The 24,097-nt window shown below is 62.5% G+C and carries 21 protein-coding genes and 4 pseudogenes; 16 read left to right on the top strand and 9 right to left on the bottom strand.

The genetic code is table 11. The features are described 5' to 3' along the window. Positions 1–20: 20 nt before the first annotated feature. Positions 21–413 (top strand): annotated as a pseudogene (locus GGQ64_RS23860) (DDE-type integrase/transposase/recombinase); the annotation flags it as partial. A gap of 78 nt (positions 414–491) precedes the next feature. Here the strand turns inward: GGQ64_RS23860 and GGQ64_RS23855 are convergent. Then, positions 492–1,502 (bottom strand): AraC family transcriptional regulator, encoded by a 1,011-nt coding sequence (locus GGQ64_RS23855; protein WP_183807839.1) that lies wholly within the window; start codon positions 1,500–1,502, stop codon positions 492–494. Positions 1,503–1,874: 372 nt separating this feature from the next. Here GGQ64_RS23855 and GGQ64_RS23850 point away from each other — a divergent pair, with 372 nt between their 5' ends. The 3 genes from GGQ64_RS23850 to GGQ64_RS23840 all read left to right on the top strand — a co-directional run bounded on the left by GGQ64_RS23850 (position 1,875) and on the right by GGQ64_RS23840 (position 6,260). Continuing rightward, on the top strand, positions 1,875–3,986 hold the full coding sequence (locus tag GGQ64_RS23850) for a TonB-dependent siderophore receptor (protein ID WP_343059553.1): 2,112 nt from the start codon (positions 1,875–1,877) through the stop codon (positions 3,984–3,986). Between the two features lie 83 nt (positions 3,987–4,069). After that, positions 4,070–5,158, top strand: a complete 1,089-nt coding sequence (locus tag GGQ64_RS23845) for an ABC transporter substrate-binding protein (protein ID WP_246422886.1) — start codon at positions 4,070–4,072, stop codon at positions 5,156–5,158. 34 nt (positions 5,159–5,192) lie between these two features. Then, positions 5,193–6,260, top strand: coding sequence for a siderophore-interacting protein (locus GGQ64_RS23840; RefSeq protein ID WP_183807836.1), 1,068 nt, complete (start codon positions 5,193–5,195; stop codon positions 6,258–6,260). A 197-nt stretch (positions 6,261–6,457) separates the two neighbouring features. On the opposite strand, the pseudogene GGQ64_RS23835 reads toward GGQ64_RS23840, so the two are convergent. The 4 genes and pseudogenes from GGQ64_RS23835 to GGQ64_RS23820 form a co-directional block, all read right to left on the bottom strand. Next, a pseudogene (locus tag GGQ64_RS23835) lies at positions 6,458–6,700 on the bottom strand (integrase core domain-containing protein); the annotation flags it as partial. A gap of 182 nt (positions 6,701–6,882) precedes the next feature. Next, positions 6,883–8,337, bottom strand: coding sequence for a GntP family permease (locus GGQ64_RS23830; protein WP_183807835.1), 1,455 nt, complete (start codon positions 8,335–8,337; stop codon positions 6,883–6,885). 2 nt (positions 8,338–8,339) lie between these two features. Next, complete coding sequence (locus tag GGQ64_RS23825; RefSeq protein ID WP_183807834.1) at positions 8,340–9,392, bottom strand: patatin-like phospholipase family protein; 1,053 nt, start codon at positions 9,390–9,392, stop codon at positions 8,340–8,342. 311 nt (positions 9,393–9,703) lie between these two features. Next, a pseudogene (locus tag GGQ64_RS23820) lies at positions 9,704–9,901 on the bottom strand (mobile mystery protein B); the annotation flags it as partial. A 354-nt stretch (positions 9,902–10,255) separates the two neighbouring features. Here GGQ64_RS23820 and GGQ64_RS23815 point away from each other — a divergent pair. Together GGQ64_RS23815 and GGQ64_RS28245 are read left to right on the top strand one after the other, a co-directional pair. Further along, positions 10,256–10,474: pseudogene (locus GGQ64_RS23815) on the top strand (DUF1419 domain-containing protein); the annotation flags it as partial. A 152-nt stretch (positions 10,475–10,626) separates the two neighbouring features. Then, on the top strand, positions 10,627–11,076 hold the full coding sequence (locus tag GGQ64_RS28245) for a DUF3085 domain-containing protein (RefSeq protein ID WP_343059552.1): 450 nt from the start codon (positions 10,627–10,629) through the stop codon (positions 11,074–11,076). Between the two features lie 99 nt (positions 11,077–11,175). On the opposite strand, the gene GGQ64_RS23805 is transcribed toward GGQ64_RS28245, so the two are convergent. Both GGQ64_RS23805 and GGQ64_RS27655 read right to left on the bottom strand, forming a co-directional pair. Continuing rightward, complete coding sequence (locus GGQ64_RS23805; RefSeq protein ID WP_183807833.1) at positions 11,176–12,195, bottom strand: helix-turn-helix transcriptional regulator; 1,020 nt, start codon at positions 12,193–12,195, stop codon at positions 11,176–11,178. Beyond that, positions 12,192–12,440 carry a hypothetical protein gene (locus GGQ64_RS27655; protein ID WP_210300403.1) on the bottom strand — a complete coding sequence of 83 codons (249 nt, stop codon included), beginning with the start codon at positions 12,438–12,440 and terminating at the stop codon, positions 12,192–12,194. The genes GGQ64_RS23805 and GGQ64_RS27655 overlap by 4 nt, the downstream gene beginning before the upstream one ends. Before the next feature lie 40 nt (positions 12,441–12,480). Here GGQ64_RS27655 and GGQ64_RS23800 point away from each other — a divergent pair, with 40 nt between their 5' ends. The 6 genes from GGQ64_RS23800 to GGQ64_RS23775 all read left to right on the top strand — a co-directional run bounded on the left by GGQ64_RS23800 (position 12,481) and on the right by GGQ64_RS23775 (position 18,253). After that, positions 12,481–13,332, top strand: a complete 852-nt coding sequence (locus GGQ64_RS23800; RefSeq protein ID WP_183807832.1) for a sugar phosphate isomerase/epimerase family protein — start codon at positions 12,481–12,483, stop codon at positions 13,330–13,332. After that, positions 13,329–14,840 (top strand): sugar ABC transporter ATP-binding protein, encoded by a 1,512-nt coding sequence (locus tag GGQ64_RS23795; protein WP_183807831.1) that lies wholly within the window; start codon positions 13,329–13,331, stop codon positions 14,838–14,840. Before GGQ64_RS23800 ends, GGQ64_RS23795 begins: the two co-directional genes overlap by 4 nt. Further along, a complete protein-coding gene (locus GGQ64_RS23790; protein ID WP_183807830.1) occupies positions 14,837–15,829 on the top strand; it encodes an ABC transporter permease in 993 nt (330 codons plus the stop codon). Before GGQ64_RS23795 ends, GGQ64_RS23790 begins: the two co-directional genes overlap by 4 nt. Next, positions 15,826–16,815, top strand: coding sequence for an ABC transporter permease (locus GGQ64_RS23785; RefSeq protein ID WP_183807829.1), 990 nt, complete (start codon positions 15,826–15,828; stop codon positions 16,813–16,815). The genes GGQ64_RS23790 and GGQ64_RS23785 overlap by 4 nt, the downstream gene beginning before the upstream one ends. A 37-nt stretch (positions 16,816–16,852) precedes the next feature. Continuing rightward, positions 16,853–17,986 (top strand): substrate-binding domain-containing protein, encoded by a 1,134-nt coding sequence (locus tag GGQ64_RS23780; protein ID WP_183807828.1) that lies wholly within the window; start codon positions 16,853–16,855, stop codon positions 17,984–17,986. 117 nt (positions 17,987–18,103) lie between these two features. Continuing rightward, on the top strand, positions 18,104–18,253 hold the full coding sequence (locus GGQ64_RS23775) for a hypothetical protein (RefSeq protein WP_183807917.1): 150 nt from the start codon (positions 18,104–18,106) through the stop codon (positions 18,251–18,253). Between the two features lie 117 nt (positions 18,254–18,370). Here GGQ64_RS23775 and GGQ64_RS23770 read toward each other — a convergent pair whose 3' ends face one another. Together GGQ64_RS23770 and GGQ64_RS23765 are read right to left on the bottom strand one after the other, a co-directional pair. After that, a complete protein-coding gene (locus tag GGQ64_RS23770; RefSeq protein ID WP_183807827.1) occupies positions 18,371–19,390 on the bottom strand; it encodes a GntR family transcriptional regulator in 1,020 nt (339 codons plus the stop codon). Next, positions 19,366–20,907 carry a UxaA family hydrolase gene (locus GGQ64_RS23765; protein WP_183807826.1) on the bottom strand — a complete coding sequence of 514 codons (1,542 nt, stop codon included), beginning with the start codon at positions 20,905–20,907 and terminating at the stop codon, positions 19,366–19,368. Before GGQ64_RS23765 ends, GGQ64_RS23770 begins: the two co-directional genes overlap by 25 nt. A gap of 202 nt (positions 20,908–21,109) precedes the next feature. Here GGQ64_RS23765 and GGQ64_RS23760 point away from each other — a divergent pair, with 202 nt between their 5' ends. The 4 genes from GGQ64_RS23760 to GGQ64_RS23745 are packed head-to-tail and all read left to right on the top strand — an operon-like array spanning position 21,110 to position 24,075. Then, on the top strand, positions 21,110–21,790 hold the full coding sequence (locus GGQ64_RS23760) for an amino acid ABC transporter permease (protein WP_183807825.1): 681 nt from the start codon (positions 21,110–21,112) through the stop codon (positions 21,788–21,790). Positions 21,791–21,799: 9 nt separating this feature from the next. Next, a complete protein-coding gene (locus GGQ64_RS23755) occupies positions 21,800–22,444 on the top strand; it encodes an amino acid ABC transporter permease (RefSeq protein WP_183807824.1) in 645 nt (214 codons plus the stop codon). A 54-nt stretch (positions 22,445–22,498) separates the two neighbouring features. After that, on the top strand, positions 22,499–23,239 hold the full coding sequence (locus GGQ64_RS23750) for an amino acid ABC transporter ATP-binding protein (protein ID WP_183807823.1): 741 nt from the start codon (positions 22,499–22,501) through the stop codon (positions 23,237–23,239). Between the two features lie 26 nt (positions 23,240–23,265). After that, positions 23,266–24,075: a transporter substrate-binding domain-containing protein gene (locus GGQ64_RS23745; protein ID WP_183807822.1), complete on the top strand. Its 810-nt coding sequence runs from the start codon at positions 23,266–23,268 to the stop codon at positions 24,073–24,075. The last annotated feature ends 22 nt before the right edge of the window (positions 24,076–24,097 follow it).

Raw genomic sequence — 24,097 nt, 5'->3', positions numbered from 1 at the left:
GGACTACGAGGTCAACAGCTGCCCTGTTGCGAAGCCGCAGAAACAAGGGTGCGGCTCTTCGGCTGATGCGCAAGCTGCTCAAAGGCCAAGGTGTCGCCCCGCGCGTCATGGTAACCGACAAGCTTCGCTCCTACGACACCGCAAAAGCTGTGTTGATGCCAGGCGTCGAGCATCGCGCGCACAAGGGTCTGAACAACCGCGCCGAAAATTCTCATCTGCCGCTGCGGCGACGAGAGAGGCGCATGATGCGCTTCAAGTCGGCGCGGCAATGTCAACGTTTCGTCTCAATTCACGGACAGATCGCCAATCTCTTCCACCTTCATCGCAAACATCTAACTGCTGCCGATCACCGCCAACGCCGCGCAGATGCCGTCATCATCTGGCGGAAGATCGCCATCTCGATCGCGGCCTAAGATAGAACCGTTGGCCCTTGTTGAATCCAGCGCTACGTAAAGGCGACGCCACCGGCTATCCCTCAGAAGAGAGGACGCCTACCGCTTGGCCACTCGGCGGGGCGTGGTGCCGAACCGTTTGCGGAAGGCGGTCGCGAAGTTCGCTGGGCTTGTATAGCCGGCTAGGACACTTGCTTCCTTGATCGTCGCCTCGCCGCTTTTCAACGCGTCGCATGCTCGCGCGAGGCGCTCGCCCCGGACATATTCGAAGATGCTCTTGCCTTCGGCCTGGTGGAAGAGTTTTTGCAGACCGCTGGCGCTTGTGCCTGCCTTGCGGGCGATCATGTCGACGCTCAGCGGCGCCTCGAGATTTGCAAGTATGATATCGATCGCCCGCTGTAACCGGATGCGCTCCGGGCGGGTGAGGATCGTGCCGTCATTGATGGCACGGTCGGCCCGCATCGCAGCCGCGAGGCTCTCGGCAACGAGTTCGACCGCCCGACCTTCGAGATAGAGATTGTGCAGCTGCGGCATGAGCGGTGAAGGCGTCAGCACCTGCTGCACCAGCTCGATCGCCCTTGGTGTCAACTCCCAGCGATGATCGGTAAGATGATCCTTGAGGAATTCCCTGCCACGAGACGGTTCGTGGACATTCTGCATACCATCGAGATCAAGCCACTCGGGTGAGGCCGAAACGACGAGATGGCGAAGGTGCTGGCGGCGGCGGGAGGAGCGCTGAAAACGCTCAGGCCGGGCGTTCATGATCGTCGCGCCGGTAACGGCACCGCGCGGGCCGGCAAACGCGTAGCTCCGGTCGCCGATCTGCAAATCGACATTGCCGTCCAGGAAAAAGATGCAGGAGAGCCCCTCGCGCAGCACCGAGGTGGCGGTAAAAGCACGTTCCTCCAGGACGTCGCTGCAATGCAGGACCAAGCCGGGACGAAGCTCGGCGTGCAGGAAGTTTCCGTAGATCAGCGTGTCGTCCGGGGAAAGCTGGTCATGGGGGCTGGCAACGGTCACGCCCTCTGTGCGTAGAAAATCCCGTACTTGAAATCGCCTGCTGCGATTCGATGGTTCGGCCGCACGCGCTGGATCGTTGAACGTTGTCATGGCGAAACCCTTCGAAGACCGGACGCGGCCTTTCCCGTGATAGAGAAAGGGCCGGTGCCTTGGCAGCCGTTTTGAGAAAATTTTGCTGTACGGCAAACGTTTCTTCTTGCCTCGCAAAGTTCCGGGCGTTCCCTCCCGTGCTCTCATGACCTAGTAGATACGATAACTTGAATTAGATGGTCAACTTAATCGCTGGGCATGGGAGCGAACGAAATCGTGATAGGCAGCTACAGGGAACGGGCAGCAGAGATTTTCAATACCGTTGACATTCCGCTGAAAATCCGGTCGAGTAGAAGCGCTCTGTTCGCGACCACGCTTCTATACAGTCTCTTGGGCGCCGTGCTTTCGACGGCCCATGCACAAGAGCCAAGCGTGAGCACACAGACGGCGACACGCCTCGACCCGATTGTCGTCGAGAACGAGGGTAGCCTCGCGGCCGACCAGGGAACGATCGCCAAGCGCAATCGCAGTGCCGGCAAGATCGACGCCTCCATTCTGGAAACCCCGCAGGCTGTCAGTGTGGTGACACGCACACAAATGGACCGGCAGGGTGCAAATACCGTCGCCGAGGCGCTTCGCTATACGCCCGGCATCCTCGCTGATCCCAATGGCTACGACGTGCGTTACGACTGGCTGTATATCCGCGGCTTTAACAGTTACGGCACGATGTGGCTGGACGGTCTGGCCGTTGCCGGAGATCCGCTGAACTATGCCACCCCCACCATCAATCCCTATTCGCTCGAACGCATCGAGGTCATCAAGGGACCGGCATCCGTACTCTACGGCCGCACCATTCCCGGCGGGCTGGTGAACCAGGTCAGCAAGCGGCCACAGACGACACCGCACCGGGAGGTCTCCATCGGCACCTCCGGCTTTGGCGGCGCCCAGGCGTCCTTTGATTTCACCGGCCCGATCACAGAAGATGGCGAATGGAGCTATCGACTGCTCGGCCAGGGGCGCAACATGCAAACGCAGATCGATCATGAGCGCGACAGGCAGTTCATGATCGCGCCCGCCATAACATGGTCGCCGAACGAGGAGACATCGCTCACCCTCTACGGCTACTACCAGCATGACGACCCGGTATTCAGTCCGCGCTTCTATCCCGCCTATGGGACGCTGCTGCCAAATCCGGCCGGCCAGATACCGCGTGACGTTTTCCTCGGAGATCCGGACTGGGGCGGCTTCCGCCGCGATTACTATCACCTCGGCTACGAATTCGAGCATTCGTTCGACGAGACGTGGACCGTACGTCAGAACTTGCGCTATGGCCGCTCGGATCAGCAAATGGACCTCGTGCTGGTGAACCCTGCTTTCGCCTTCTCCGGGCCGCCTTCTAGCTATCTCGACCGCGTCACCGCTGTATCCGACGACTGGACGTCCACATTCGCCGTCGATACGCAGGTCGAAGCGCAGTTCACGACCGGCGGACTTGAGCACACGGCATTGCTGGGGCTGGACTACGTTCACGGCATTTCCAGCACCAATTTCGGCAACACCGGATTTGACACCATCGTTCCGGGCATAGACTATCTCGATCCGGAATACGGTTTCGACTTCCCGATCGCCCCAGTCACGGCGTCTGCGCTGCAGACGCAGAACCAGATTGGGCTCTATCTACAGGACCAGGTCCGCTACGATGGCTGGGTCGGCACCTTCGGCGTGCGTTACGACCTGTCAGACATCGATACCGACAACCGGCTTACGGAAACCAGCGTCGGTACCCGCGACACTGCGGTGACCTGGCGGGCGGGTCTCACCTATCTCTTCGACAACGGCCTTGCGCCCTATGCCAGCTACTCGACAGCATTCCTGCCGCTAATGGGGACCGACGTCGACGGCAACGCCTTCGAGGCGCAGACCGCGGAGCAATTCGAAATCGGCGTCAAGTACGAACCCCTCGGCATCCCCGGCATGGTGACGCTGTCGCTTTACAATCTGACCCTCGAAAATGCCCTGACCCCTGTCGGTCCAAGCCCTGCAAGACCCGTCAGCTACGCGCAGGACGGAAAGCAGCGCGTACGCGGCGTCGAGATTGAGGGCAAATTCGAGTTGACGCCGGAACTCGACGTGCTGGCAGCCTATGCCTATTCGCACTCCGAGGTGTTGGAGTCGACGAATGCTCTTGCCGTCGGCAACGAAGTCCTGCGCCTTCCGGAGCACCAGGCAAGCCTCTGGGTCGACTATCGACCGCCGGCAGTCGAGGGCATGTCCATCGGTGCCGGCGTGCGCTACCTGTCTTCGTACCAGACGGATGTCACCTATCTGGAGGAATTGCGGATACCGTCGCGAACGCTCTTCGACATCGGTGCCTCGTACGATTTCGGCGCTTTGAACCACGAGTTCAAGGGCACCACGCTCCAGGTGAACGTAACGAACCTCTTCGACAAGAAGTTCGTTTCCCATTGCCTCAATCTGACCGGCGGCAGCTGCAACTACGGGGCGGGACGGTCGATCACCGCGAGCCTGAAATACACATGGTAACATCGGGGTTGCATTCGAGGGAAAAGACGGACCGCCACGCGGCCTCTCGTAGGGTGCTTGGTTTCTGCGTCCTGCTCCTCGCGTTGACCAGCCTTGTCTTTTCCGCCGTGCCGGCGCGGGCGGAGATCGTGTTGCGCGATGCAATAGGGCGCGAGGTCAGGCTGGAGGCGCCGGCGCGCCGGATCGTCACCAATGAGAGCTTGCTCCTCTACTCGTTGGCTCTGCTTGATCCGGACCCTGTGGCGATAATTGTCGGCTGGGCGGCGCCGCGGCGTATCGACAGTGGCATCTATGACGCCTTTCGCCGCCGGTTTCCGGCGATCGACGTGATCCCCGAGGTCGGCAGCGTCGTACCGGCGAATGTCTCCCTCGAAGCGATTTTGAGCACGGCTCCGGATCTCTTCGTGGTCAGCCTTTGGGATCCGGGCTGGGATATGATTGCCGAACAACTGGGCATCATGGGCGTCCCGGTTATCTTTCTCGACAGCCCCGATCGAGCAGGCCACGGCCCTGCCGAAGCGACAGCGTTCTCTATCGGGCTTCTCGGCAATGCGATCGGCCGAACAGACGAGGCAAGGGCTTTCGGCGACTTCGTGACCTCACGGTACAGAGTGGTCGCAGATCGCCTTGCGACTGTGACAGCGCGCCCGACAGTCCTGATCGACGTGCATGCCGGCACGCTGTGTTGCTACACGCCGGGTTCGGGCAACCGCATGACCCAGTATCTCGAACTGGCCGGCGGCCACAGCATCGGCGCAGATGCAGCGTCCGGTTACGATGGGCAACTCGGCCCGGAATTCGTCCTGCAGGCGAATCCCGACGTCTATATAGGGACCGGAAGTCCGCATCTGTCCATGCAGGGCGGACTCGTGATAGGTGGCGGGATTGCAGCTGATACCGCACAAAAATCGCTACGCGACGTCACTAGTCGGAACCTTCTGGGCAGCCTCTCGGCCGTGCAGAACGGACGCGCCTTCGGGATCTCGCATCAGCTCACGATTTCGGCACTAAACGTTCTTGCCTTCGAGTGCTTTGCCAAATGGCTGCATCCCGAGGCCCTGGCCGAGGTCGATCCGGAAAGGACGCTTGCCGAGATCAACGAACGCTTCCTCGCCATCAAGCTCGAAGGCACGTTCTGGACGGGTCTCGGCGGAGCCGCTAGCGCGCCATGATACTCGCAGGACATGAGGAAAACGGAGAAAATCGTTGAAGGAATTTCAGTCTCGCTCCCGCGTCGCGCTTTCCGAGCCACATCGGGTCATTACTGCAGTCTGTCGGCACATGACGGAGCACGATGCCACGCTCGAGGTCAGCGATGGCGTGCATGTCCTTCGTTTCGGGGAAACCAGCGCGTACCTTTCGCAGGACGGCAATGCTGCAGTCATCGACGTCAGAGCGACCGATATCGAGAGCATATACTTTGCCCGCATGGCGATTGCCGCGCACATCATCGAATTTGCCGAAGCGGATGCTCCGATAATCGCATGGGAAGGTGACGGCGTCGAGCTCATCCAGCCGCCTAACTTCCAGATCCTGGAAGTGCGGAGTATTCGCGATGTCACGCCTTGCATGCGCCGGTTGACGCTGGCGGGAGAAGGCGTTTCCCGCTTCGCCTCGCTCGAGGCGCTGCATCTCAACATCCTGATACAGCGGCCTGGGCTTGCCGAGCCACAATGGCCGACCGTCGGTGCGGACGGCCTGATCAAATGGGCCGACAGTGAAAACCGGCCTCACTTGCGAAAATATACCGTCCGCTCGGTCGATCTGGAGGCTGGGACGATCGACATTGATTTTGTGTTGCATCCGGACGCCGGTCCTGGATCGGACCTCGTGAAGCACGCCGGGATCGGAGACCGGATCGGGGTGGCGGGGCCTGGTGGCGGCGGGCTGGCGGTAGCCGACTGGTATCTCTTTGCCGGTGACGAAACCGCTCTTCCGGCGATCGCACGCATGCTCGAAGCCTTGCCAGTCGCAGCACGGGGGAGGGCAATCATTGAGGTCGCCAATGCCGCAGAAGTTCAGCCGCTTCGGCACCCGGCGGGCATCGAGCTCGTATGGGTGTTACGCAACGGTATGCCCAGCGGAAGCACGAACCTTCTAACGGATGTCGTCGCAGTGACCGAGTTGCCTAAAGGCAGTGTGGCGCGCTACGTCTGGGTGGGCTGCGAGTTTGAAGCCTTCCGTTCGATTCGCGCAGATCTAAGAAATCGCAGCTTGAAAAAGCATGAGCATCTAGTTGTATCCTATTGGCGAAGAGGCAATCACGACGTTTGAGACTTGCTACGTCTGCGCTCGTGTCGCAGCCGAGCCCAATGCCGACCCGCGGATGGCAGTTCAACCGGCAACGGTGCAAAAGTCGTGAAGACGCGTCTGCAATCTCTGGTGCTGGAGGAAGTGGACCGCGTCGGGGATTGCCGGAGGCCGTCTGGTTTAAGTTATGCAGCCAATGCTGGTGCGTCCAGCATGGCATATTACTGCTGCTCGGCCTCGGCTGGCGGGATGCTTCCGATGGCCTCCATAAGCCGCCGATGGTTGAACCAGTCGACCCATTCGAGCGTGGCGAACTCCACAGCTTCGAAGTTGCGCCGCGGTCCTCGCCGATGGATGACTTCGGCCTTGTACAGGCCGTTGATCGTTTCGGCGACAGCGTTGTCGTAGCTTTCACCGACGCTGCCGACTGACGGCTCTATACCTGCTTTGGCCAAGCGTTCGGAAGAAGTTCGAGCCAGACTTAGGCGCGGACGTTTGCGTCGAAAGCGACCAAGCCCAAGCGACTCCTGGCAGCCGGGCGGTGTAGTCCGTGACAATCGCCGGGCAGAAGCACCGCCATGGTGAACTGCAACATCACCTTAGCAATCGCCGCGTATTTCCCTCCTTCCATGCCTATCCACGCCCGTCAGAAGCTGCCCACCAGTGAGCCGAGCACGATTACTGCGACAAGGGCGATGAGCGCACCGACGATGGCGGTCATGACGATGTCGAGATAGCCCTCCTTGTGCGTCACGCCGCACACCGAGAGCAGGGTCACGACCGCGCCGTTGTGCGGCAGGCTGTCGAGCGTGCCCGAGCCGATCACCGCAACGCGATGCATCAGCGCAGGGTCCATACCGATCTCGGCTGCGATCTGCATGTAGGTCGACCCCAGCGAGTCGAGGGCGATGGTGAGGCCGCCCGAGGCGGAGCCGGTGAGCGCGGCCAGGATGTTGGTGGCCACCGCCAGCGACACCAGCGGCCCGCCCTCGATGCCTAGCACCCAGTTGCGCACGTCCTCGAATGCCGGCGTGGCCGCCACGATGGCACCGAAGCCGACGAGGCTCGCCACCGACACGATGGGCAGCACCGAGGCGTTTGCGCCCGCGGTCATGGTGGCGCGCAGTTCCGGCACGCTGCGGAAGTTGATGGCGATCGCCGTGATGATGGCGGCGATGAGCGCGGTGATGACCGACCACACGCCGCCGACGGCGGAGAGCGTGACCCCGCCCCAGCGGGGCTCGGCCAGGAAGGCGACGTCCATCCCCGGGAGGATGGCGAACGACATGAACAGGTTCACGATTACCACCACGATGATGGGCAGGGCGGCGAGGAAGATTGGCGGGTCCGTGGCGGCGGAAGCGCTGTGGTCGATCTCGGCAGGATCGAAGTGCTGCGAGGTGGTGGCCCGCTCGCGCACGATGGGGTCGTCCGCCGCCTTTTCCACGCTGTCGTTGACATATGCGCCGAAGCCCTCGCCGGTGAGCCGCGCTCGCATTTCCTTCCGCTTCAGCCACCACATGCCGAAGCCGAGCATGATGAGCGAGGCGATGATGCCGAGCCCTGGCGCCGCAAACGGAGTGGTACCGAAGAAGGGCATGGGGATGGCGTTGTTGATGGACGGCGTGCCGGGCATGGCCGACATGGTGAAGGTGGTGGTGCCGAGTGCCACCGCCGCCGGCATCAGCCGGCGCGGCACGCCGGCGGTGCGGAACAGCTCGATGGCCATGGGCACCAGCACGAAGAAGGCGACGAATAGGCTGACGCCGCCATAGGTGACGATGGCGCCCGCCAGCACCACCGCCAGCACGGCCCGCGAAGGCCCGAGCTTCTGCGTCATGTACCTGGCGATGGAGGTGACTGACCCGGAATCCTCCATCAGTTTGCCGAACAGCGCCCCGAGCAAGAACAAAGGAAAGAACTGCGCCAAGAACTGCGCGGCGTTCGGCATGAAGGTCTGCGTCCAACTGGCGAGCAACGGCTCGGCCGAGAACGCGGCCACCATCAGCCCCGCCACTGGGGCGAGGATGAGGATGCTTGAGCCCCGGAAGGCGAAGAAGATGAGAACCGCAAGACCGACCAGGATGCCGAGAAGTCCCATGGTCAGGTCATCTCCGCAATCAGTTGGTCGATGTCGAGGGTAGACCGCTTGCCAATGTCGTCGGCATGCAGGAGGAGGAATTCCGCCGCCGCCTTGCGGCCTTCCTCCTTCAGCATGCTGAGGAAGTCCCATTCGGCGTTAAGCTTCGAGGAATAGCCGAGCTTGGTCATGACCGGGTTACGTACGATATGGACCCGCATCCTAGCCCACTCGGCGCCTTCGTCGTTTCCGGGAACGGTGTTGCGACGCAGCAGCGCCATCATGTACAGTTCCTTGATCAGCACCGAGTTGAACGATATCTCGTTCAGGCGATTAAGGATTTCCTGAGCGGTTTTCGGCGTGCCGGGGCGCTCGACCGGGTTGATGGGAATGAGGATGGTGTCGTCGGATGTGAGCTCGCCGACCAGCGGCGCCAGGGTCGGGTTGCCCGAGTAACCACCGTCCCAATAGGGTTCGCCGTCGATCTCCACCGCCTGGAAGAGGGTCGGCAGGCACGCCGAGGCCATTAGCACCTCGGGCGTCAGGTCGGCGTTGCGGAAGACGCGCGGGCGTCCGGTGCGTACATTGGTAGCGGTGATGAAGACCTTGAGGGGCGAATTGCGGAGCCGCTCGAAATTGATCTCCTTCGCCAATATGGGTGCCAACGCGTTGGTGCCGCTGGGATTGAGGTCGTAGGGAGAGAACAGTCGAGACACCGAGTCCATGATGACGAACATCGGCGAATGGTCCAGCGTCCAGCGGCCGAGCAGCTTGTCGATCGGGCCGCGCTTGAACGGGCTGAAGCGCGCCGCCTCGGAGACGTGGAACCAGTAGGTCTCCAACGCCTTGCGCGCTCCCTCAGCGCCGCCCTCAGCATAGCCATCAGCAAGTACTGCGGCGTTCATCGCCCCCGCCGAGGTGCCGGAGACGCCTTCGATCTTGAGCCAGGGTTCCTCGAGCAGCCGATCCATCACTCCCCAACTGAAGGCGCCATGCGACCCGCCGCCTTGCAGTGCCAGATCGACCAGCACCGGCTCTCGAGAAGACTTTTCCGTTTCGGCTTTCTTTGTCTGCATCGGACCTCGCAGAACAGCGGGGAGAATTCAGGAGCGAGTTTTTGCGTAAATAGGCGTTTTGGGCACTATTTCCGACCGGGAGCATGGCCCCGGTGACAAACCGGCATGTCCATGCCACGTCAACTGCAGATGACATTGTGCACAGCGTCCCATTTTGTAGGCATATCATTTCGGCCGTCGTGAACGATACTTAGAACATCCCTTTGCCGGCTATTGGTACGAATGCGAGCCGACAACTGATACCTTGAGTGGAAAGCAGGCGCAAGTAAATTGTGCGATGCAGCATAAACTCAGCAGGCCGGCCTGAACATGCGCATGAAGTCTTCGGTCAGCATCCCGCCGAGCGGCATGCGGCGTCGTCCGCGAGCCCAGGCTGCGCCCTCGACGATGTTTTCCTGTTCGGCCTCGTTGAGATCCTGCCTGTGGGTGATCCAGCTTTGAAGCAGGCCCTCGCGCTCCTGCGGCTCTAGCTGTGTTGCGTCCTCTGGTTCCTGGAAGAGGTCGATCATTTTTCTTACAGGCTGATAGAGGACATATATTCATCAGCTTATCGCCTGGGTTTCAACTTCATCAATTAAGCCTGTAGTATGAAAAATGTGTCACGGAAACAGCCTGCACCCTGATCAGGGTAACAGCGAAGGGACATGGAAGAAGATGGAAAGAGAAAAAGGGAGAACGGAAGAAGACGAAAGCCGGGCTGCCGCATGCCCGCCGGCCGCGTCAAGGGTAAAGCTTTGCCCGCTGCGCGGCCCTTGACCCCGCCGGACGGAGAGGCGGCCGCGGGGAGGGGGCAAGAAGGGCTGAAGAGGATGGCGCCATCGAGAGGATGAGCCACGCTTCCGCTCGACGGGGGGAGCCCGCCCATGACCCTCTTGTCCGTACGCAAAGTCTATCAGGGCATCGCCGACCGCCGGCAGATGTTCCGCACGTTCGACTGTCACGCCCAACGTCCGAACTGCTGGGAGGGTGACGATAGCGCGCTCTACGGCGGCGAATGGTTCGAGATTTGAGAGCGCGGGCACGACTACATGTTCGAGATCCTGCCGCCGCTCTGGATGCGTGGTGAAATGTTCGCCATGCGCAGCCTGAAAATCGACGACCGCATGCCCGATGCAATGGTGGCGTGGGGGAGGCGTGAGATGACGTTGACCTTCCCCATCACCACCGTCCGCGAGGTCATCGCTCGCGGAATTGTGGACGCGCAGCCAATGGCGGGTTCCGCGATCCCCACTTCGTGTTATCTGCGACCGACAACCGGAAGCCGGGCCTCTGGCTCGTCGAAGACCACGGGATATATCTGTGCTCCAACGACGAACTGGCCGAGGGAGCAAAGCCACTCGGCGCCTACGCCGAGGAATGCGACCCCCGCAGAAACGACGACTGGCTCGTGGTCAAACGCCGGACGTTCGGCGGCGATGACGGCGTGGATTTCCTCGACGCCGATGGCCTTGAGGCCTTGATCGCAGCCAGTCCCAGTTGCGCGCATCTGCGCATCTCATTCCTTCCGGACGCAATGCATCGTGATCGCGCGAGGCTAGCAATCCGTCGACGGGCGCCGTCCGGCGGCCGCGAACCCAATCACCACAATTCACGCATGTCAGCCCCTGCTGGAGCCTTCCAGCCGGACGACGACGTGCCCCGCACTCAGAAGAAACAGCCATGTCGCATGACAATCCCTTTATAATTGACCTCTTCGGCAACACCGCACTCTCATCCGGTCTCGGCCGGGATTGCGGATGGGGCGGCAGGAAAGGGGTGGACTGCAGATCGAACTTGTCCCGTCCTATCGAAATCTCAGTTCACTGGGCGAAATGCCGAACTGCTTGCGAAAGCAGGTGGCGAAGTACTGGCTTGAGGAGAAGCCGCAGTCGAAGGCGACTTCGGTAACCGACCTGCCGTTGCTGGACGACAGCATCTGGCGGGCGGCCTCCAGGCGGATCATGTGGAAATAGCGTGTCGGGGTCATGTTGGTGAGCGACTGGCAGTGCTTGGCGAACTGCGTGCGCGAAAGGTTGCACTCGGCCGCCATGTTCTCCAGCGTCCAGTCGTCGTCGAGCGCATGCCAGAGCCGCTTGAGAAAGATATCGACCGTGCGGCGCGAGGCGGCCAGCGAACTGTCCAGTATGGGCTGGTAGGCCTCCATCTGGTTCTTGAACTGCAGGAGCATCATCGAGATCAGCAGGCGCAGGCGCGTCTCGCCGCCCTCGATATCGTTGGTGGCGACGAGGTCCGCGATATCCATGAAACTGCGCGCGACTTCGCGCGATGCCGTGTACCAAGGTTGTTCGTTTCTGGAGAGTAGCTCGGTCAGCCTCTTCTGGTCGCGCTCGGGCCATGCGACCCAGTCGGGCCAGAGCCAGTCTTCGTGCGGCCGGCGGACGCCCATGTCGAACAGAACCCAGACGATCTGGCTCGGACCGACGAAGGGGTCGCCGAACGCGTGCAACTGCCAGGGGCGCACCACGAACATCTGGCCCTCCTGCAACTCGTGCCGCTGGCCGTCGAGCATCAGCGTCATCGTGCCCCGCGCCAGATAGGCGATCTTGACGCCCTCGTTGCAATGCTCCTTGAGACCCCAGTCCTGCGGGCGCGTCGCATCCCACCCGCCGACCGAGCAGACCTGCGGCAGGGCATCCCCGAGATCGCGGCCCGGATAGCCGCGTCGCGTCCAAGCGCTGAGCGTCACCTTGCCCTCCAGCGACGCATCCAGCAGATCCTTGCAGTTGCCCGCGTAAAGCAGCGCGCCGGGTTCGCGGAAGACTGCCGGGCGTGCGACCGCGCTCGCCTTGTTCATGCCGGTCATCGAATGTCCTCCCGATGTATGATTTTTACCGCTTGCAGATTTTGAACGCGCTTGTCGCGCGGATCGGCAATGCTGTCCTTATCGAATTCCAGCCGACCAATAGAGCTGTGACTAAAAAAAGTCAATGATTTCTGTCTTTTCCTGTCGTGAGAGGGACGTGCAGGAGAGGAAAAGTCGCGGCATAAACTGCCAAGGTACAAAGACAAGAAAATACCTGCGATCGCGCGACGATGAAAATCGAACATGCTGGGCGGGCGCGCCGGCGAAGCCGGCCGAGGGAGGAATATGCAGGTCGGCATCAATCTGTTGTGCCTTGCCGGTTTCATCACCGACAAGCACCTGCCGCAAATCCGGCGATTGAAGGCGCTGGGTTATGACGGAGTCGAGGTCCCCGTTCTGACGGGCGACGCGCGGCACTACGCGTGGCTCGGCAAGGAACTCGACGCCATCGGCCTGCGCCGGACATCGACCTCGGTCACGCCGTCGCCCGATGCCAATCCGCTGAGCAGCGACGCGGATGTGAGGCGGCGCGGTCTGGCCCATCTCGACTGGATCATGGAATGCGCGCTCGCGCTCGGTTCCGAGAGCATCGGCGGCCCGTTCCATGCGCCCATCGGCCATTTCACCGGTTCGGGCCCGAGTGAGGACGAGATCCGCTACGGTGCCGAGGCGCACCATCGCATGGCGGAGCAGGCCCATGCCAACGGCATCTATCTGGCTCTGGAACATCTCAACCGGTTCGAGACCCATTTCCTGAACACGATGGGTCAGGCGAAAGCCTATGTCGATGCGGTCGACCATGATGCCTTCTCCATCATGTACGACACCTTTCATGCCAATATCGAGGAGCAGAAGCAGCCGCGCGCCATTGCCGCCGTCGCCGGCCATATCGGCGTCCTGCACATATCCGAGAACGATCGCGGCATTCCGGGGCGAGGCCACATCGACTTCGCCGAGGTGTTCGGCGCAGTCCGCGGGACCGGCTATGACGGCTGGGTGACGATCGAGGCCTTCGGCGGCGGCCTGCCGGAACTGGCGGCGGCCACGCGCGTCTGGCGGCCGCTGTTTCCCGACTACGACACGCTGTTTTCTGAGTCGATCGACTTCGTTCGTCGCGGATGGGATGCTGCGGCATGACAGACGCACCCGTGATCGAGATGAAGGGTATCGGCAAGCGCTTTCCCGGCGTCGTGGCGCTGGAGGACGTGAGCTTCGCCTGCCGGCGCGGGGAAGTGCACGCCCTCGTCGGCGAGAACGGTGCCGGCAAGTCCACGCTGATCAAGATCCTGTCGGGCGTCTACAGGCCCGATGACGGCGAGGTGTGGATCGACGGCAGGCCGGTGGCGTTTCGCCATCCTGTGGAGGCAATCGCGGCCGGCATTTCGGTCATCTATCAGGAGTTCTCCCTTCTCCCCGAACGCACGGTGACGCAGAACATATTCCTGGGGCGGGAGATCACCCGCAACTGGATGCTCGACAGTGCAGCGATGTGCGCGCAGACGCGGCGCGTGCTCGACATGTTCGGCGCGGGCCGGCGGATCGATCCGGATGCGCTGGTGGCGGACCTCGACGTCGCCTCGCAGCAGATGGTCGAAATCGCCAAGGCCATTTCGCTCGACGCCAAGGTTCTGGTGATGGACGAGCCGACGGCGGCGCTTAATGAAGCCGAGTGCCGCGAACTCTTCGAGACCGTGGACGCTTTGCGCGCGCATGGCACGGCGGTGATCTACATCACCCATCGCATGCGCGAGGTGACGAGGCTCGCCGATCGCGTGACTGTGCTGAAGGACGGTGAGATCGCCGCCCGGTTCGAAACCCTGCCGGAGCCATCGGCGATCGTTCATGCGATGGTCGGGCGGGACATATCGGATTTCTACGCGCCTTTCGCCACCGCCGACGAACTTGGCAAGCCTGTCCTGTCTGTGCTGGGCGGCAGCAACGACGCGCTTCACGACATCGCTTTCGAGCTGCGGGCCGGCGAAATCCTGGGCTTTGCCGGCATCCAGGGCGCGGGACGCGTGGCGCTTGCCATGGCGATCTTCGGCGCTCGTCCGTTCGAGAGCGGTACCATGACGCTTGCCGGCGATAGCGTGCGGTTCACGCATCCGCGTCAGGCCATCCGCGCAGGCATCGGCCTTTTGCCCGGCGACCGCAAAGGCGAGGGGCTGGTGCTCATGCAGTCCGTGCGCGACAACGGCATGCTCACGCCGCGCGCCTTCGGCAACCTCTTTTCCAGCCACAGGAAAACCGCCTTCACCGATCTTGCGGGCATGGACCGCCTGCTCGACCAGATGGAGGTCAAGGCCGCATCCTACGATCAGGACATCCGGTTCCTTTCCGGCGGAAACCAGCAGAAGGCGATCGTCGCGCGCTGGCTGGCGCTGAAGCCGAAGGTGCTGATCTTCATCGAGCCGACCCGCGGCATCGACGTCAATGCCAAGTCCGGAATCTATCGCCTGATGCGCGACCTGGCGAAAGAGGGCGCAGGCATCATCATGATCTCGTCCGACCTGCCGGAGATCATCGGTGCGGCAGATCGCATCCTCGCCATGCGCGGGGGCAGGATCGTGGCCGAGCATCCTTCCGGAGCCAGCGAGACGGCGATCATGCTGGATGCGACCGGCGAACAGGAGGCCGCGGTATGAGCGAGATTGCCGCTGAACGGCCAAAGTCTCCGGCGTTCCGGTTCCGGTTCGACCGCTGGGCGCCCGCGCTGCTGCTGCTCGCCGCCGTGGGCATCTATCTCGCGGCCTGCATCGTCACGGGGCAGACGCAGTATCTCAACTGGGACAATCTGCTTGCGGTGCTCGGCCGGTCGATTGCGCTCGGCGTCACGGCGATCGGGCAGACCTTCGTCATCCTTGTCGCGTCTATCGATCTGTCCGTCGCCAGCCTGATCTCGGCGACAACGGTGCTCGCCTCGGTGATCATGAACGGCGACCCGGCCATGATCCTTCCGGCGATCGCCGCGTCGCTCGCGCTGGGAGCGTTTGTCGGCGCGATCAACGGGCTGATCATCACGCGCCTCGACGTGAACCCACTGATCGCGACCCTCGGCGTGAGCCTCGTGATACAGGGCTGCCTTTCCGCCTTCGTTTCCAATTTCGCGGGCGCGGTGCCGGTGGAGTTCCAGTTCTTCGCCTACGGCAATGTGGCGGGCATACCCTTTGCCATCCTGTTCTTCTTCGGCCTGGCGATGGTGGCCTCCGTCGTTCTTCGGCTCACGCGGTTCGGCTCCAACGTCTATGCGGTGGGCGGCAATGCCGATGCAGCGCGCTTTGCCGGTATCCCGACCGGCAGGATCGTCGTCATCGCCCACATCATCTGCTCGCTCTGCGCGACCGTCGCGGGTCTCTATCTCGCCAGCCGCCTGCGCTCCGGGGCACCCTGGATCGGCGCGAATGGCGTGTACGACCTGGAATCCATCGCCGTGGTGGTGATCGGCGGGACCATCCTTGCCGGCGGGCGTGGCGGAATCTGGGGCACGGTCGTCGGCGTGATGATCTTCTCGCTGATCGATTCGATCTTCAACGTCCTCGGCGTCGACGCCTTCGTGAAACAGGTGTTGCGCGGCATCATCATCGTCGCTGCCGTCGCCTTCTATGCCGTCCGCTCGAAGAGGATCGTTGCATGACCGACCATGTCCTCTCCGCAGCCAAGCCCGAGAAGGCCCGCGGCCTTCCGCAGATCAATCCGGTCTACTTCCTGCTTGCGGCGCTGATCGTCGCCATCATCCTCAACAACCCCGCCTTCGTGGAGCCGACCGGCTACATGAACTTCCTCAAGCGGGCGGCACCGCTTGCCATTCTGGCGGCGGGGCAGGTCTACGTCATCGTTTCCGGCGGCTTCGACCTTTCCGTCGGCTCGCTGATCACGCTGGTCGTCGTCGGTTCATCGATGCTGTCCAACAACGATCCGAACGCCACAGGCTGGGTCATCGCCGCGATGCTTGGCATCGGGCTCGCCGTCGGCGTGGTGAACGGTCTCGTCGTGTGCTTCCTGAAAGTGCCATCGCTGATCGCCACGCTCGGCATGATGATCACGCTCAACGGCTTCGCCTTCATGTGGTCGGGTGGCGCGCCACGGGGTTACCTGCCGGACAGCTTCCGTTATTTCGGCCGCTTCAACATCATGGATATCCCGGTCATCCGGATGCTGCCGGTCGCGGTAATCGTGATGGCCGTCCTCGGCTTCGCGCTCTACTGGCTGATGCATCGCACCAACCTCGGACGCATGATCCACGCCATCGGCGACAATCCGCGTGCCGCGCAGCTCGCCGGCGTGCCGGTCAACCGTGTGCGAATCACGGCATTCGTCGTGTCGTCCCTGAGCGCCGTGGTCGCCGGCATCCTGCTCGGCGGCTTCGCCGGCGTGTCCACCGATGTGGGCACGGGCTACGAATTGCAGGCGATCACCGCGGCCGTGCTCGGGGGCGCTCAGCTTCTCGGAGGCCGAGGCTCCGTTCCGGCAACCATAGCCGGGGCGCTGACGCTGACGGCGATCTTCACGCTGCTCAATTTTCTGGGACTGCCGCAACCCGTCCGTCAGGTCGTGCAGGGCCTCATTCTCATCGCTGCGGTGGCGCTTGCCATGTATCGCCGCAAACGAACCGGGCAATAGCCCGTATCCACGCATCATCGAAAGGGAGGAACCAAAGATGAAGCAATTCCTGTCATATGCAGTCACGGCGGGCATGCTGCTCGCCACGGCAAACACGTCGCACGCGGCGGACAACTTCAACGACCCCGAGGAGTTCGCCCGCCAGAGGGAACAGCTCGCCATGACGCCGAAAGGCCCGGAAGGCCAGCCGTGGGCGCAGTACCTCGTCGGCAAGATGGCCGACACGGCAAAGTACAAGAAAGAAGGGCCGGCGACGGTCTGCTTCTCGAATGCGGGCGTCAACAATCCATGGCGCGTCGTCGGCTATACCAACATGAAGGAGGAGGTGGCGCTTCATCCCGAAATCGGCAATTTCGTGCATGTCGATGCCGAAGGCTCCGACGACAAGCAGATCGCCGACATCAACGACCTTTTGGCCGGCGGCAACTGCGATGTCCTGATCGTCTCGCCCAACACGACCGCGGCGCTAACGCCGGCTGTCGAGGCGGCCTGCCAGAAGCTGCCCGTCATCGTCTTCGACCGGGGCGTCCAGACCGATTGCCCGGTGACCTTCATCCATCCGGTCGGCGGCTACGGCTTCGGCATCCAGGGCGCGCAGTTCATCGCCGACAACGTCAAGTCCGGCGGAAATGTCCTCATGCTGCGCATCCTGCCCGGCGTGGACGTGCTGGAAACGCGTTACTCAGCCGGCCGTCGTATCCTTGACGAGGCCGGCCTCAAGGTTGTCGGCGCGGAATTCACCGACGGCGACAATGCCAAGACCAAATCCATCGTGGAGGACTATCTCCAGCGCGGCAGCATCGATGCCGTCTGGATGGATGCCGGCGCGACCGCGGTCGCGGCGGTCGAAGCCTTCGAGGACGGCGGATACGAGATCCCGGTCTTCGTCGGCGAGGACCAGCAGGACTTCCTCCAGAAGTGGCGGGCGCTCAACATGACGGCGATCGCACCGACCTACCCGACCTACCAGTGGCGCACGCCGATCCTCGCGGCCGTCAGCATCCTGAAGGGTGAAGCGGTTCCGGGTCCGGAATGGGTCCTGCCGCAGCCGGCGATCACGAAGGAAAACCTCGACAGCTTCGTCAACGAGAAAATGCCCCCGCTGCATTACACGATGTGCGGCTGCGAGGAGATGCCGAACTATCCGAAGGCCTGGGGTGGCAATGAATAGCCAGCCGGCAGACCAACGCGTTGAATTTGGACGCCGCCACGACGGCGTCCATCACTCGTCCAGAATTCCTATTCCGCCGGCATGGTCGCACCCGAAGGATCGAGGGGCGCTGTGTGATTGGCTGGCCGTCGCCGGTCGTCCAGCATGCTGCACGGCCTGGCGATCTATTCGCCGAAGGGCACCAGGGACGAGGTCTTCATCAGCAACTATGCGTCGGTGAACATTCGCGATGCCATCGCCCGTCACTCCCGCACGACGCCGGAGTAGATGTGTCGGGGCACCGTCGTGACTGAAGCTTCCCGCTAAACTCAAGCGAGAGTGACTACCGCTGGGTGCCGGATCGCGGCCCATCGGAGAAGCGAGATCCGTCTAATGTGATCCAGCCTAGTCGAGGACATAGGGCAGGTCGGCCATGACCTGTGAACTACGGAAGGCCTGAAGTCGCAGGGCGGCCTTTTCCGCGGAAAGTGCGAGATGGCGGACAAGGCGGGTGCGGATAGCCTCCGCGTCCCTGTCGCGTAACGCCTGAACGATCTCCAGATGCTCCTCCATAAAGGGATCCACGCCGTTGCCGTTGCCGAACGCTAGCTGGATGTGTTTGCCCGCCACGAGAATGCAGCGGCTGCGCTTCAGGGCTCCAACGATCTCGGGATTTGGGCTGTAGCCAATGCACTCGATGTGAAGATCGGCCTCCAGCCTGTCGAGATCGGCGCCGGTGACCGCGGGAAATTCGCTCTGCACGCGGTGAAGCCGCGCTTCGATCTCGTCGAGAGTCGCAGGGGGAATGTGCTCCATGGCGCCGGCCAGGGCGACCGGTTCGAGGAGGATGCGCAACTGGTAGAGATTTTCGAAGCGCGCTTCATCGAGCGGCACGATCCACCAGCGCGACCCGTCGTCTTTCTGTAGGATGCCGACCTCGCGGGCATGGGTCAAAAGATCGTGGGCGACGGTGCGCCCGACATCGAGGTGGCGGGCCAGCGCCAGTTCGTTGACCCGCGTCTTGCCGAAGACCGAGCGCAGGATGATCTCGCGCTCGAACTCGTAGTAGAAGGGCTGCCAGGCAAAGGTCTTGGCGTTCACGCCGTCCTCGTCGTCGAGCAGCAGCATTTTGGGGGTGATCTTCAGCCTGCGTGGCACTTCGCCCCTGCCGACGAGCAGCCCGCGCCCGTCGAAGCGGCTGACGAGGCCTTCCTCTTCCAGCGAGGCGAGCGCACGCTTGACCGGCGAGCGGCTGGAGCCGAACATCGCCGCGAGCGGCCCTTCCAGCAGCACCGTTCCTTCCGGCAGGGCGCGCGCGCCGATGCTCTTGCGGATTTGCGCAGCGATCGTCGCATAGGTGGTCGAGCCCGCCGTTCCGGTAGGCCCGGTCGCGGGCGCTGTCAGGTTACGGCTCCGATCTGCCATGGCACAAACTCGTTGTCTCCGAATCCAAAATCCTCGCTTAGCGTGTGCTCGCCCGAAGCGACAACCAGAATCTTTTCGAAGATACGTCGGCCGGCCGCCTCGATGCTGTCCGTGCCGTTGACGATGTCGCCGCAATTGATGTCCATGTCGTCGCTCATGTGCTCGTACATCTCGGTATTGGTCGCGACCTTGATGCAGGGGGCGGGCTTGAAGCCGGAGACCGAGCCGCGGCCGGTGGTGAAGACGATGACGTTGCATCCGCCCGCGACCTGCCCCGTCACGGCGACGGGATCGTAGCCGGGCGTGTCCATGAAGACGAAGCCGGTGCGGTCGATGATTTCGCCATATTCGTAGACCGCCTCCAACGGCATGGAGCCGCCCTTGGCGACCGCACCCAGCGACTTCTCAAGGATGGTCGTCAGGCCCCCGAGCTTGTTTCCGTGGGAGGGGTTGTTGTTGAGCTCGGCGCCGTTGTGCTCGGTATAGCGGCGCCACCACTCGATGCGATCCATCAGCTTCTGTGCCACTTCGGCACTGACGGCCCGGCGCGTCAGGAGGTGTTCCGCGCCGTAGATCTCCGGCGTCTCGCTGAGGACGGCGGTACCGCCGTGCTGAACAATGAGGTCAGCCGCGTATCCGAGTGCCGGGTTGGCGGAAATGCCGGAATAGCCGTCCGAGCCGCCGCATTGCAGTGCGACCTTGAGACCAGTGAGCGGCACGGTGGTACGTTTGGCGGAATTCGCCTCCGGCAGCATATCGCGGATGATGCCGTTCGCAACATCGATGGTCTTGCGCGTGCCGCCGAGATTCTGGATTGTCATGGTGCGAAGGAGCGGGCCTTCCGTCAGGCCGAACTTCTGAACGATCGGGTCGATCTGGTTCGTTTCGCAACCGAGGCCGATGAAGAGGATGCCGGCGAAATTGGGGTTGCGCGCATAGCCGGAGAGCACGCGCTGGAGATAAAGGTAGCCCTCTGTCTTCATGTTGATCGCGCAGCCCGTCCCGTGGGTCAGCGCCACCACGCCGTCCACATTGTCATAGCCGTCGAGCCCGCCGCCGCGATTGAAATGGTCGGCGATAGCGCGCGCCACCGTGGCGGAACAGTTCACAGAGGTGACGATGCCGATGAAGTTGCGCGTGCCGACCTGCCCGTCGGACCGCACATAGCCCTCGAAGGTGCGGCGCTCGCCCTCCGGGAGGAGCGGCGTTTCGCGGGCGTCCTCGGCGAAGTGATGGGTCGCGTGGCTTTCCTGCATGGCGAGGTTGTGCAGGTGTACATGGTCGCCCGGCGCGATGGTTTCAGTCGCGGTTCCGATGATCTGGCCGTATTTCAGGACGGCTTCTCCCGGAGCAATGGTGCGCAGTGCAACCTTGTGGCCGCTCGGGATGTCCGCCCGTGCCGCAACGGTTTCCCCTCCCTCGGCAATCGCCGTGGCGCTGGTTATCGCCGTGCGCGCCACACCCACATTGTCAGCCGGGTTGAGCCTGATCACCGGGGATATCGTATCCGTCGTCATGAAATAAACCCTAAAAATGATTATTGCGTGCATAGATCATTCATGGTAGAGCCCGAAAAGTCAACTGCCAGTCGAGGGAAAATTGGCGTGGGGAGGAGGCCCGGACAGATGCCTATTGCGATCTTGCGATGTCGCCCGATGCCCGCTGGAAATGCGGGAACTGCGCTGCTTTCCGTCGTGGAACCCGGAATCGCGTGCCGTAATGTATGAATTCGATTTCTCCTTCCTGAGCGATTACCTGCCGGACCTCATCAATGGCGTCTGGCTGACCATCGGCATGACGGTCGCCTCGATCCTGCCGGGCTTCCTGCTCGGCACCGTCGTCGCTGTGGCGCGCCTTCGTGGCGGGCCTTGGGCGCAGCGCATCGCCACCATCTATGTCGAGGCCATCCGCAACACGCCGCTGATCATCCAGGTGTTCTGGCTATTCTTCGGCCTCGCCTCGCTGCAGGTCCATGTCGGCTCCTTCGCCGCGGCGGTCATCGCGCTCGTCATCAATGTCGGGGCCTATACCGCGGAAATCATGCGCGCCGGCTTCCAGACCATTCCGCGCGGCCAGCTTGAGGCGGCGTCCTGTCTTTCGCTGAGCCCGTTCCAGTCCCTCGTCTATATCGAGGTGCCGCAGGCGGTGGAGCGGGTCTATCCCGCACTCGTCAGCCAGTTCGTGCTGATGATGCTGGCCACCTCCATCATGTCGCAGATATCCGCCGAGGAACTGACGGGCGTCGCCTACATGATCCAGTCCTTCACCTTCCGCGGCTTCGAGGTCTACCTGGTCATCGCCGTGCTCTATCTCGGCCTCGCCTCGCTGCTGCGCGTCGTCCTCTTGGGCATCGCGGAAGTGTCCTTCCCCCGCCGCCGCCGGCTGCGCACACCGCTGTGAGGTAGAACCATGCTGGGACTTACCGTCCAACAGATCGCCTATATCTTTCAGGGTGCGGGCTGGACCATCGTCCTGTCTCTGCTCGGCTTTGTCGGCGGCACTATTTTCGGCCTGCCACTGGCGCTCGCGCGCTCGGCCCGCGCCAGGTGGCTGCGGGTCATCTCCTCCGGCCTCGTCCAGTTCATCCAGGGCGTGCCGCTGCCGGTCATCATGTTCGTCGTGTATTTCGGCATCAGCATCGGCGGCTTCGAGGTGCCCGCGTTGGTGGCGGCCGGCCTTGCCATGACCCTCTATGCCGGCGCCTATCTCGGCGAGATCTGGAAAGGCTGCATCCAGGCCGTACCGAAGACCCAGTGGGAGGCGGCCGAATGTCTCGCGCTCACCAAGCCGCAGCGCTTCGTTCACGTCATCTTGCCGCAGGCGCTGCGTATCGCCATCCCGCCGACGGTCGGTTTCCTGGTGCAGATCGTCAAGAACACGTCCTACGCCGTCGTCATCAACTTCTTCGACCTCACCTATTCGGCCAAGGTCATCAACAACTCGACCTTCAAGCCATTCACCGTCTTCACGATCGCCGCGCTCATCTACTTCGCCATCTGCTTCCCGATGTCGGTCATGGCGCGCCGCTTCGAACGCAAACTCCACCGCAATTGAACCGCCGGGCCAAGGTTCCGGTCATCGGCTCCACCACACGAAGGACAATCCATCATGTCAGGCGCAACCCACCCGATGGTCCGTTTCCACAACCTGCACAAGAGCTACGGCCGGGTCGAGGTGCTGAAAGGCATCGATCTCGAAGTGGCGCCCGGCCAGGTCGTCGCGCTGATCGGTCGCTCGGGCTCCGGCAAGAGTACGGCGCTTCGCTGCGTGAACGGGCTGGAACGCTTTCAGGCGGGCGAGTTGCATGTCTGCGGCCACGATCTTGCCGCCGAAAAGGTGGACCTGCGCAAGTTGCGCCAGGATGTCGGCATCGTTTTCCAGAGCTACAACCTTTTTCCACACCTGACGGTCGAGCAGAACGTGACGCTCGCCCCCCGCAAGGTGAAGGGCGTCGGCTCGGCCGAGGCACGCGAACTTGCCAGGGAGGTGCTGGCGCAGGTCGGCCTGTCCGACAAGGTACAGTCCTACCCGGAGGAGCTTTCCGGCGGCCAGCAGCAGCGTGTCGCAATCGCCCGCTCGCTCGCCATGCATCCGCGCCTGATGCTCTTCGACGAGGTCACTTCGGCGCTCGACCCGGAATTGACCGGCGAGGTGCTGAGGGCCATCGAGCGCCTCGCCTCGAACGGCATGACGATGATGCTTGTGACGCATGAGATGGCCTTCGCGCGCTCGGTCGCCGACCAGGTCGTCTTCATGCACCAGGGCCGTGTCTGGGAAACTGGACCCGGCGACATGCTGCTCGATCCGCAAACGGCCGAACTGCGCCAGTTTGTCGGCAACGGGCTCTGAACCATCCAACCCAAGGAGGAGAAACCATGTTGAAATTCAAACTGGCCGCAACGGCCGCAAGCCTCGCGATCGGCCTTGCCCTCGGCGCGACCGCCGCCGGCGCGGCCGATGTTCCCGCCACGATCAAGGAACGCGGCAAGGTGATCGTCGCCATCGATGTCAGCCACCCGCCCTACGGCATGCTGGATTCCGAGGCGAAGGAAACAGGCTCGGATGTCGAGACGGCCAAGCTCTTGGCCGAAGACATGGGAGTCCCGCTGGAAATCGTACCGGTTTCCGGTGCCAACCGGGTGCCCTCGCTGATCAGCCGCAAGGTGGACATGGTAATCGCCTCGTTCTCAATCACTGTCGAGCGCAAGAAGGTCATCGATTATTCCAAGCCCTACGGCGTCATCCCGGTCGTCATCTCGGCGTCCAAGGAAACGGCCATCAAGGCGCCGGCCGATCTTGCCGGTGAATCGCTCGCCGTGGCGCGTGGCACCACCGCCGACATCGAGTTGACCCGCCTCGTCAAGGACAATGGCGTCGACGCCAATATCGTGCGCTATGAGGACGAGGCAACCACGAACACCGCCGTCGCGACGGGCCAGCAGAACATCCTCGCTGCCGCACTCTCGACAGCAAACGAGGTGGCCGAGCAGAACCCGGCGCTTAACCTAGAACTCAAGATCGACATGGCTGCCTATCCGATGGCCGTCGGCCTACGTAAGGGCGACGACGAATTGAAGGCGTGGGTCGACGAATGGGTCGCCAAGAACCTCGAAAACGGCAAGCTGAACACGATCTACGAGAAGTATTTCCACCAGTCGCTGCCGAAGACCATTCCGGAAGAATAAGCCGTTTGCCGGCGCGGGGAAA

This window comes from Mycoplana azooxidifex, assembly GCF_014196765.1.
Classification (GTDB): domain Bacteria; phylum Pseudomonadota; class Alphaproteobacteria; order Rhizobiales; family Rhizobiaceae; genus Mycoplana; species Mycoplana azooxidifex.
This window is presented reverse-complemented; position numbering and strand designations above follow the sequence as displayed.